Origin of the sequence: Pseudonocardia charpentierae (genome assembly GCF_031845345.1) — a bacterium.
Taxonomy (GTDB): domain Bacteria; phylum Actinomycetota; class Actinomycetes; order Mycobacteriales; family Pseudonocardiaceae; genus Pseudonocardia; species Pseudonocardia charpentierae.
In genome coordinates, this window is sequence record NZ_JAVREJ010000058.1 from 1 (window position 1) to 10,118 (window position 10,118).

The 10,118-nt window shown below is 73.6% G+C and carries 9 protein-coding genes; 5 read left to right on the forward strand and 4 right to left on the reverse strand.

From position 1 onward, the window contains the following. Positions 1–227: 227 nt before the first annotated feature. The gene (locus RM445_RS31340; protein ID WP_311560490.1) at positions 228–2,753 is read right to left on the reverse strand and encodes a GcvT family protein; all 2,526 of its coding nucleotides are present in this window, start codon (positions 2,751–2,753) and stop codon (positions 228–230) included. A 40-nt stretch (positions 2,754–2,793) separates the two neighbouring features. Between RM445_RS31340 and RM445_RS31345 the strand changes: the two genes are divergently transcribed. Further along, positions 2,794–3,753, forward strand: coding sequence for a phosphotransferase (locus tag RM445_RS31345; protein WP_311560491.1), 960 nt, complete (start codon positions 2,794–2,796; stop codon positions 3,751–3,753). Between the two features lie 29 nt (positions 3,754–3,782). Next, a complete protein-coding gene (locus RM445_RS31350) occupies positions 3,783–4,472 on the forward strand; it encodes a gamma-glutamyl-gamma-aminobutyrate hydrolase family protein (protein WP_311560497.1) in 690 nt (229 codons plus the stop codon). A 12-nt stretch (positions 4,473–4,484) separates the two neighbouring features. Here the strand turns inward: RM445_RS31350 and RM445_RS31355 are convergent, their stop codons facing one another. Next, a complete protein-coding gene (locus tag RM445_RS31355; RefSeq protein WP_311560492.1) occupies positions 4,485–6,848 on the reverse strand; it encodes a HelD family protein in 2,364 nt (787 codons plus the stop codon). A gap of 265 nt (positions 6,849–7,113) precedes the next feature. Here RM445_RS31355 and RM445_RS31360 point away from each other — a divergent pair, with 265 nt between their 5' ends. Both RM445_RS31360 and RM445_RS31365 read left to right on the forward strand, forming a co-directional pair. Then, positions 7,114–7,827 (forward strand): RNA polymerase sigma factor SigF, encoded by a 714-nt coding sequence (locus tag RM445_RS31360; RefSeq protein WP_311560498.1) that lies wholly within the window; start codon positions 7,114–7,116, stop codon positions 7,825–7,827. 70 nt (positions 7,828–7,897) lie between these two features. Beyond that, the gene (locus tag RM445_RS31365) at positions 7,898–8,371 is read left to right on the forward strand and encodes an SRPBCC family protein (RefSeq protein WP_311560493.1); all 474 of its coding nucleotides are present in this window, start codon (positions 7,898–7,900) and stop codon (positions 8,369–8,371) included. Between the two features lie 92 nt (positions 8,372–8,463). Here the strand turns inward: RM445_RS31365 and RM445_RS31370 are convergent, their stop codons facing one another. Together RM445_RS31370 and RM445_RS31375 are read right to left on the reverse strand one after the other, a co-directional pair. Then, the gene (locus RM445_RS31370; RefSeq protein ID WP_311560494.1) at positions 8,464–9,045 is read right to left on the reverse strand and encodes a DUF6328 family protein; all 582 of its coding nucleotides are present in this window, start codon (positions 9,043–9,045) and stop codon (positions 8,464–8,466) included. A gap of 65 nt (positions 9,046–9,110) precedes the next feature. Next, positions 9,111–9,689 carry a type 1 glutamine amidotransferase domain-containing protein gene (locus tag RM445_RS31375; RefSeq protein WP_311560495.1) on the reverse strand — a complete coding sequence of 193 codons (579 nt, stop codon included), beginning with the start codon at positions 9,687–9,689 and terminating at the stop codon, positions 9,111–9,113. 93 nt (positions 9,690–9,782) lie between these two features. Here RM445_RS31375 and RM445_RS31380 point away from each other — a divergent pair, with 93 nt between their 5' ends. Continuing rightward, positions 9,783–9,995 carry a hypervirulence associated TUDOR domain-containing protein gene (locus tag RM445_RS31380; RefSeq protein ID WP_311560496.1) on the forward strand — a complete coding sequence of 71 codons (213 nt, stop codon included), beginning with the start codon at positions 9,783–9,785 and terminating at the stop codon, positions 9,993–9,995. Positions 9,996–10,118 lie beyond the last annotated feature (123 nt).

The following is a 10,118-nucleotide window of genomic DNA, read 5'->3' on the forward strand; positions in this document are numbered from 1 at the left end:
ACGCCCGCCACCCCGACGTCCTGGCCGCTCAACGCCGCGAACGCGCCCGCATCCGCAGCGAACGCCAACACCGCTGGGGCCGACCGAAAGCAGCCTGACCCGGCGAACCTAAGTGGCCACCGCACTAAGTACGTCCACGGCTGCGCTGACAGCACTGAAGGTCCCTAGCGGGGAACATCGAGCGCCACACGTCCTTAGCGGGGGATCACCGGCACGCCCGCGAGGCGTCACGCCCGGACGCGCTCGCCCTTCGGGTCGTACAGCGGCCCCCGCACAACCTCTCCGGCGACCCACTCCCCGTCGATCTGCACCTCGACGGCCGTCCCGGGGCTGATCTCCGCGGGCAGCAGCGCGTAGGCGATGGACCGCTCGACGGTGTAGCCGTAGCCCCCCGACGTGACGAACCCGAGGACGTCGTCGGTCCCCGCTACGCGCACCGGCTCCGACCCCAGCGCCACCGCCCGCGGGTCGGCCGGCACCAGGCAGCGCAGCCGCCGGGCCGGTCCCCGGGCACGGGCCGCCGCCAGCGCCTCCGCCCCCGCATACCCGTCGCCCGGGCGCACGGCGAACCCGAGGCCGGCCTCGTCCGGCGTGGTGTCGCGGCTGACGTCCGAACCCCACGCCCGGTAGCCCTTCTCCAGCCGCAGGCTCTCGATGGCCCGGTAGCCCGCCGGCCGCAGCCCGTGCGGCGCGCCGGCCTCGACGAGCGTGCTCCACAGCCCCGCGCCGTACTCGGCCGGGCAGTACAGCTCCCAGCCGAGCTCGCCGACGTAGGTCACCCGCAGGGCGCGCACGGGGACGTCGCCGACGGTCGTCTCCTGCATCGTCAGGTACGGGAACGCCACGTCGGTCAGGTCCGCCGGGGTGAGCGGGGCGAGCACGTCGCGGGCCCGCGGCCCCCAGAGCCCGAAGCAGGCCCATGCACCGCTGACGTCCGCGATCCGCACCGTGCTTCCCCACGTCCGGGCGCGGTCACGCAGCCAGGCCAGGTCGTGCAGACCGAGTGCCGTCCCGGTCACGACCAGGAACTCGTCCGGGGTCACCCGGGTCACCGTCACGTCCATCGCGACGCCGCCCCGGTCGTCGAGCGCCTGGGTGTACGCGAGCGACCCCGGCGGCCCGTCGACCCGCCCGGCGAACGCGCGGGCGGCGAACTCCGCCGCCCCCGGTCCGGTGATCTCGATCTTGGCGAAGGACGACTCGTCGAACAGCGCCACCGCCTCCCGCGCCGCGCGGTGCTCGGGCAGCACCCACGGCGACCAGCCGTGCCCGGCCCAGCCCCGCGGCCGCAGGTCGTCCGAGGCCCGGCCGTCGCCCTGTGCCCCCTCCTCCGGGACGTAGTACTCGACCCGCTCCCATCCCGCCTTCTCGCCGAACACCGCGCCGTTGGCCGCATGCCAGGGATAGGCGGGCGAGATCCGCAGCGGCCGCCCGCTGCGGCGCTGGCTGCCCGGGGGCCGGATGTCGTAGTACGACTCGTAGTTCTCGACGACCCGCCCGAGCGTGTAGCCGGGCGAGCGGTACTCGCGGCCGAAACGGCGCACGTCCATGTGCCACAGGTCCAGCCCGGGGTCGCCGTCGAGGATCCACGCGGCCATCACCCGCCCGATCCCGCCCGCGCCGGCGATGCCGTGCGCGCAGAAGCCGCCGGCGACGAAGAAGCCGCCCACCTCGGTCTCCCCGAGGCAGAACTCGTTGTCCGGCGTGAACGCCTCGGGCCCGTTGACCATCGTCCGGACGCCGGTGTCCGCCAGCGCCGGCACCCGCACCTGGGCGTTCTCCACGATCTCGTCGAACCGGTCCCACTCGGGCGGGAGCAGCTTGCCGTTGAAGTCGGCGGGGACGGCGTCGAACGACTGCGCGGTGGCGGTCCACGGGGCGCTGCGCCGCTCGTAGCCGCCCATGACCAGGCCTTCGACCTCCTGCCGGTAGTAGACGAGCAGGTCCGGATCGCGCAGCGACGGCAGCGGGCCGGTCCCGGCGGGGAGGAATGCCTCGGTGACGACGTACTGGTGCGACATCGGCACGATCGGCACCCGGACGCCGACGAGGCGGGCGATCTCGGCGGCGAACATCCCACCGCAGTCGACCACGACCTCGCACTCGACCCAGGATTCGGCACCGCCGCGGTCGGTGCGGACACCCGTGACCCGGTTCGCACCCGTCGCGTCCTGCACCGTGGTGATCGCCGTGACCCGCGTCCGCTGCGCGATCCTCGCCCCGCCCGCCCGGGCCGACGCGGCCAGCGCATAGCAGAGCCGCGCCGGGTCGACCTGCCCGTCGGTCGGCGTGTACGCCGCCCCGAGGACGCCGTCGGTGGACATCAGCGGGAACAGCGCGGCGGCCTCCTCCGCGGAGATCAGCTCCAGGGGCAGGCCCGACCGCTGCGCCCAGGCCGCCTGCCTGCGGATCTCCTCCAGCCTTTCCGGGCTCGACGCCAGCCGCAGCGACCCCGACTCCACCCACCCGGGCGCGCCGTCGCCCCCGGCCTCCTCCAGGCGCCGGTACAGGTCCGCGGACCACCCGTTCATCCGGGTCAGGGCCGGGTCGGCCCGCAACTGACCCACCAGGCCGGCCGAGTGGAAGGTCGAGCCGCTCGTGAGTTCCGCGCGCTCGAGGAGCAGCACGTCACGCTCGCCGCGCTCGACGAGGTGGTGCGCCACGCTCGCCCCGCCGACGCCGCCACCGATGATCACGATGCGGGCGCGGGCGGGCAGGGCGCCGGAGGCGCTCGGTGCAGGGGTGTCAGCCACACCCGCCACCGTAGATGTCGTCCGCAGCTACTCTGCCGGGGTGGATCAGGGAGGAACGGCCGCGGACCTCGTCGCGGCACCCGGCGACGACCCGGCGGTCGCGGCGCTGCTCGACACCATCCCGGTGACCGCGGAACACCCGCGCACGGTCGTCGACCTGCCCGGCGGGCTGACCAACCGCAACCTCAAGGTCACCACGCCGTCGACCACCGTCGTCGTGCGCATCCCCGGGCCGGGCTCCGAGCTGCTGGAGATCGACCGCGACGCCGAGTACCGCAACAGCACGGCGGCGGCGCAGGCCGGCGTCGGGCCGCCCGTGGTGCACCACCGCCCCGGGCACGGCATCACCGTCGAGTTCCTGCCCGGCCGCACCCTCACCGACGACGACCTGCGCGACCCGGAGATCCTCGGACTGGTCGCGACCGCCTGCCGCAAGCTGCACGCCGGGCCGCGGTTCGTGAGCGAGTTCGACATGTTCGCGGTGCAGGCCCGCTACCGCGAGATCGTCGCCACGCACGGGTTCCGGGTCCCGGACCGCTACGACGAGTTCGCGCCCACCGTCGACCGGATCCGGGTCGCGCTCGGCGCCCGGGAGACGGTGCCGTGCCACAACGACCTGCTGGCGGGCAACCTGCTGGCGGTGCCGGACGGCGCGGGCGGCGAGGAGATCCGGATCGTCGACTACGAGTACTCCGGCAACAACGACCCCTGCTTCGAGCTGGGCAACATCTGGAGCGAGGCGACGCTCCCCCGGGAGCTGCTCGACGTCCTCATCGGCGCCTACTACGGGCGTGAGCGCCCGGACCAGGTGGCCCGCGCCCAGCTGTTCGCGCTCATGTCGCAGTACGGCTGGACGCTGTGGGCCTCGATCATGGACGGCTCGAGCACGCTCGACTTCGACTTCTGGGAGTGGGGCATGGAGAAGTACGAGCGGGCCCTGGCCACGTTCGACGGGCCGGACCTCGAGAAGCTTCTCGACGCCGCAGGGGGTGTCCGCTGACCGCGCCCGCACCGGCGCCCGTCGTCGGGATCACCGCGGCCGTCGAACGCTCCCGGTACGGCGTCTGGGAGCGCGACGCGGTGCTGCTCGCCCGCACCTACGTCGACATCGTGCTCGCCGCGGGCGGCGTGCCCGTCGTCCTGCCCCCGGTCGTCGAGTCGGCGCACGCGGTCGACCGGGTCGACGCGGTGCTGCTCAGCGGGGGACGCGACGTCGCCCCCGAGCGCTACGCCGCCGACCCCCACCCCGCCGCAGGCCTCCCGCACCCGGACCGCGACGCGTCCGAGCTGGCCGTGCTCGATCGCGCCCTGGCGCTCGGCGTCCCGGTGCTCGGGGTCTGCCGGGGCGCGCAGCTGCTGAACGTCGCGTTCGGCGGCACGCTGCACCAGCACCTGCCCGACGTCGTCGGCCACGACGGGCACAATCCGAGCCCGGGCGTGTTCAACGACGTCGACGTCCGGCTCGACCCGGCCAGCCGGGTCGGGGCCGCCGTGGGACCGCACGTCCGCGTGCGCTGCCACCACCACCAGGCCGTCGACCGGCTCGCACCGGGCCTGGTCGCGACGGGCTGGGCCGACGACGGCACCGTCGAGGCGGTCGAGACGGACGGGAAGGACCCGCGGCACCTGTTCGTCGTCGGGGTCCAGTGGCATCCGGAGGAGGACGCGACGGACATCCGGCTGGTCCGGGCCCTGGTCGACGCCGTCCAGCCCCGCTGACCACCCGGCCGCCTACTCGGCGACGCGGTGCAGCACCGGGGGCAGCGGTTCCCCGTGCACCACGGTGAGCCGCTGGGTCGCGCGGGTCATCGCGACGTAGAGGTCGTTGAGGCCGCGGGGCGACTCCGCGACCAGCTCCGCCGGCTCCACCAGCACCACGGCGTCGAACTCCAGCCCCTTCGCCGCGGACACGGGCAGGACGACCACCGGTGCGTCGAGGTCCGGCTCGGCGGAGCCGTCGCCGGTGCCGGGCAGCACCTGGGCCCGCAGGTCGGCGACCCAGGCGCTGGGCACGAGCACCGCCACCCGTCCCGCGGGGGCCTCGCCCTCGGTGCCCTCTCCCCCGGCTGCCGCGTCGTCGTCGGCCAGCCGGGCCGCCTCCTCCGCGACGACCGCCGCGACCGTCCTGCCGAGCGCGCCGTCGGCGGGCACCGCCCGGGGCGGCACGCCCGTCGCCCGGACCGACCGTGGTGGGTCCAGCGCCGGGTCGATCGCGCTGAGCACGTCGTCGGCCACCACGGCGATCTCCGCCGGGGTGCGGTAGTTCACGGTGAGCTGCTCGAGCTTGAACCGCTTCGCCACGAAGGGCCCGAGCGCGTCCTGCCACGACGCGGCGCCCGCCAGGTCGCCGGTCTGGGCGATGTCGCCCACGATCGTCATCGACCGCGTGGGGCACCGGCGCATGATCAGCCGCCAGGCCATCGCCGAGAGCTCCTGCGCCTCGTCGACGATCACGTGGCCGTAGGTCCACTCGCGGTCCGCCGCCGCCCGCTCCGCGGTGGAGTCGTAGCGGCGCACCCGCTGGCGTTCGGCGAGCCGGTCGGCGTCGACGATGTCCGTGGCGCGCAGCAGCTCGGGGTCGAGGTCCTCCTCGAGGTCGAGCACGTCGAGCACGCCCTGGGCGTAGAGCACCTCCTCGCGCAGCGCCGCCGCCTCCCGCGCGCGCGCCTCCGCGCCGTCGTCGCCGAGCAGCTCGGCGGCCTCGTCGAGCAGCGGCACGTCCGCGGGGGTCCAGCACAGGTCGGCAGGCGTGTCGGCGCCCGGCGCCCGGCGGGCGAGCCGCTCGCGGGCCGCCGCGGGCAGGCGGCGGGCGACCGAGTTGAGCCGGCGCTGGTCGGCGAACAGGTCGGTGAGCAGCTGCTGGGGCGACAGCGTCGGCCACAGCGCGTCCAGCTCCCGGTTCAGCGCCCGGCTCTCGGCCAGCTCGTCGCGGATGTCGGACAGGTCGCCCGCGTCGAGCAGGCCGCGTGCACCCGGCCCGGCCAGGTTGCGCGCCACCTGCTCGGCGAGCAGCCGCACGGCTTCCCGGTGGAAGATCCGCTTGGCCTCGTTGTGCGGGCGCCGGGACCGCCGCGCCCGGGAGCGGGCGGCGTTGGCCACGTCGCGGTCCAGCCGGACCCGCTGCTGCTCGACGACCAGCTCGACCGCGCGCCGCGGCACCTGCTGGCGGTCGCGGACCGCCGCGGCGATCACGCCGGCCATCTCGACGCGGCCCTTCACCTCGGCCACCTCGGGCGCCTCGGCACGGCGCGCGTCGAGGCCGGGGAACAGCTGCCCGATGGTGCCCAGCACGACGCTGGTCTCCCCCAGCGACGGCAGCACCTGCCCGATGTAGCGGAGGAACGTGGCGTTCGGTCCGACGACGAGGACGCCGCGCCGGGCGAGCCGGTCGCGGTGGGTGTAGAGCAGGTACGCGGCCCGGTGCAGGGCCACCGCGGTCTTGCCGGTGCCCGGCCCGCCCTGCACCACCAGCACGCCGGAGGGCGTGGCCCGGATGATGCGGTCCTGCTCGGACTGGATGGTCGCGACGATGTCGCCCATCCGGCCGGTGCGCCGGGCCGAGACCGCGGCCATGAGCGCCGCCTCGCCGGCGAGCCCGCTCGTGCTGTGCGAGGCCGACGGGTCGGAGAGGTCGAGCACCTCGTCGTCGACGGCGACGACCTCGCGACGGCGGGTGCGCAGGTGCCGACGGCGACGCATGCCCTCCGGTGACGCCGCAGTGGCGGTGTAGAACGGCTGCGCCGCGGGGGCGCGCCAGTCCATGAGCAGCGGCTCGTACTCGTTCTCCTCGTCGAGCAGGCCCAGCCGCCCGATGTAGCGCCGCTCCCCCGTGTCCGTGTCGAGTCGGCCGAACGCCAGCCCGTGCTCGGCGGCGCGCAGGGTCGCGAGCCGGTCGGTGTACATCGCCGCGGCGGCGTCCCGCTCCGTCAGTGCCTGCGGGGTGCCGACGGTCTCGTCGTGCAGCACCGACTGGAGCCGCCGCGCGGTGTCCGCCCGGCGTTCGTCGAGCCGGCCGTAGAGCATCGCGACGTAGCGGCGCTCGTGCTCGATCCCGTCGCCGTCCGCGGCGTGTCGGGTGCCGTCGGGACCGAGCACTGGTGAGACAGGGTGCGACACCGGGTGGTTCAACCTTCGAGCCGGGGACGAGGACGTCCGTCCGCAGCAGGCCGACTCTGCCCAACGACGTGGGCCCGACCGCGGAGGGGACCTACGAACCTACCAGCGGCACCGTTTTCCCACCGCCGACCGCGGGTAGGTTCCGGAGTGGTCTTCTCCCCGTCCCGGGCCCCGCGGTGCGGCCGCCGTGGCTGATCAGTCTCGCGACTCCGACTACGCCCACCTCACCCCGCTCTTCGTCGAGATGGCGGCGCTCCCGCCCGACCATCCCGACCGGGCGGCGCTGCGCGGCAAGCTCGTCACGGGCTACCTGCCGGTGGTCCAGCACATCGCCCGCCGCTTCGCGGGGCGCGGTGAGCCGGTCGACGACCTCGAGCAGGCGGGCACCGTCGGGCTGCTCAACGCCGTCGACCGGTTCGAGCCGGACCGCGGCATCGACTTCCTGTCCTACGCCGTGCCGACGATCACCGGTGAGGTGCGCAGGCACTTCCGCGACCGCACCTGGTCGATGCGCGTGCCGCGGCGCCTCAAGGACCTGCAGAGTGCGATCAACGGCGCGGTGAGCCAGCTGAGCCAGCAGCTCAACCGGGCGCCGCGGCCCAGCGAGATCGCGACCCTGCTGGGCATCTCGACCGAGGAGGTCGTCGAGGGGCTCGACGCGCAGCAGGCCTACCGCAGCACGTCGCTCGACGAGCTCGTGTCCGGCGCGGACACGGCGCTGGCCGACACCCTCGGCGCGGCGGACCTCGAGCTGGACAAGGTCGAGTACCGCCAGACGCTGGCCCCGCTGCTCGACGACCTGCCCGAGCGCGAACGCACGATCCTCGTGCTGCGCTTCTTCGGGAACATGACGCAGACCCAGATCGCCGACCGGGTGGGGATCTCGCAGATGCACGTCTCGCGCCTGCTCGCTCAGACGGTGGCGGGCCTGCGCCGGAAGATGCTCAGTGACGACTGACACCCGGGTGAACAACGTCTGAACCGTTATCCGACCGTTTTGCCCGAGGCCCGCCGGGTACGTCTTCGGCATGACCACCAACGTTCTGGAGAGCATCGACGTCCACGTGCCCGTCCGTACCGCCTACAACCAGTGGACACAGTTCGAGTCGTTCCCGCAGTTCATGGAGGGTGTCGAGCGGATCGTCCAGACCGGCCCGACATCCACGCACTGGGTCACGAAGATCGCCGGTGTACAGCGCGAGTTCGACGCCGAGATCACCGAGCAGCACCCCGACGAGCGGGTGGCCTGGACCACCTCGAACGGCACGCACCAGTCCGGCGTGGTGACCTTCCACCGGATCGCCGACGACACCACGCGGGTGACGCTGCAGCTCGACCACGACCCGCAGGGCTTCGTCGAGAAGGCGGGCGACGCGCTGGGCATCGTGCAGCGCCGGATCAAGGGCGACCTGGCGAACTTCAAGACCTTCATCGAGGCGCGCGGCGCCGAGGAGGGCGGGTGGCGCGGCGACGTCGACGCCGCTCCGCAGACCGGGGTCTGACCGACCGACCTGCGCAGCCGAAGGGCCGTTCCCGGAGTCCGGGGACGGCCCTCGCCGTGTCCGGGCCGCCGTGTCCGGGTCGCCGTGTCAGGTCACTGCCGGTCGTCACCGTCCGCCCCGGAACCGGCGTCGTTGCGGGATCGGATCGGCAGCGGGAGCACGAACCACAGACCGATCAGCACGACTCCGAGAGCGCCGGCGGCCCAGGCCGCGAACGTCCGGCCCACGGCGACGTCGAGCACGAGCAGCACCGCTCCGACCAGCGTCAGGATGAGCGCGGCCAAGCCGGCGACGAAGAGCTTGTGGCCGATCTCGACGGTGGCCGCCTTCACCCCGCGCCCGAAGAGCATGCGGTGGATGGCGGCGGGAGCCACCAGCAGGCCCGTGGTGACCGCCGTGAGCAGCAGCGTGACGACGTAGGTCCAGCGCTGGAAGTCGTCGATGCGGGTGAACCGCTCGGTGAACGACAGCGACAGCAGGAAGGCGAAGAGGATCTGCACCCCGGTCTGCGCGACGCGCAGCTCCTGGAGCATCTCGATCATGTTGCGGTCGGCGCGTTCGAGGGGGCGCTCACCGCGACCGTCGGCAGGCTTCTCGCGGTGGGCGGCCCCGGATCGACCGTCGCCGCGCTGCTCCGGCACCGGGCCCGAGGCGGCCGCCGTGACCTCGGTCATGACCGGAGCGTACCCGGATGTCCGGGTACGCTTCGTGTGGCGTTCAGGCGGTGTTCACCCCGCGTTCAGGCGGTCGCCCCTTCGTCGTGCACCGGGTGGCGACCCTCCGCGAACTCCTCGACGATCTTCGCGCAGAACGCGTCGAGGTCGCCGGGGTTACGGCTCGACACCAGCCCCTCGTCGGTGACGACCTCCTCGTCGACCCACTTGGCCCCCGCGTTGGTCAGGTCCGTGCGCAGGCTCGGGTACGAGGTCAGCGTCCGGCCCTCGACCACGCCGGCGTCGATCAGCGTCCACGGGCCGTGGCAGATGACGCCCACGGGCTTGCCGGCCCGGAAGATCTCCTGCACGAAGCTGCGCACGTCGGGGTCGACGCGCAGCTTGTCGGCGTTCACCGTGCCGCCGGGCAGGATCAGGGCGTCGTAGTCCGACGGCGACGCCTGTGCGGCCGTCAGGTCGATCGCGTGCTTCGAGGCGGGCTCGATGTCGTGGTTCATCGCCTGGAGCTCGCCGTCCTCCAGCGACACGAGGTCCGTCCGGGCACCCTCCGCCGTCACCGCGTCGCGGGGGCGGATCAGCTCGACCTCCTCGACGCCGTCCGTCGCGAGGATCGCGATCCGCTTGCCGTCCAGCTTGCCGGCCATCACTGCTCCTTCTCTCGTCGCGTGCGCCGTTCGGGTAACCCGCGATCCGGCGGTCAAACGGTGTGGCCGGGGCGGCGCCGGGTAACCGACGGCATGGCCGACGACAAGATCAGCAAGGGTGACCACGTCTCGTGGAAGAGCCATGGCGGGACGGCGGAGGGCACCGTCGAGAAGAAGATCACCGAGGACACGGAGGCCGCGGGCCGCACCGTCCGGGCGTCGAAGGACGACCCGCAGTACCTCGTCAAGAGCGAGAAGAGCGGCGGCGAGGCCGTGCACAAGCCGGGTGCGCTGAAGAAGGACTAGGAGAGCCCTGAACAATCGGTGTGTTGGGCCGAGCTGCCGGTCAGGGGCTGGGACGATGTCGTGGTGCAGGGACGGGCTGATCCGCAGCGCGAGATTCTGGAAGTGGAGTCGGTGGCCGGGCAC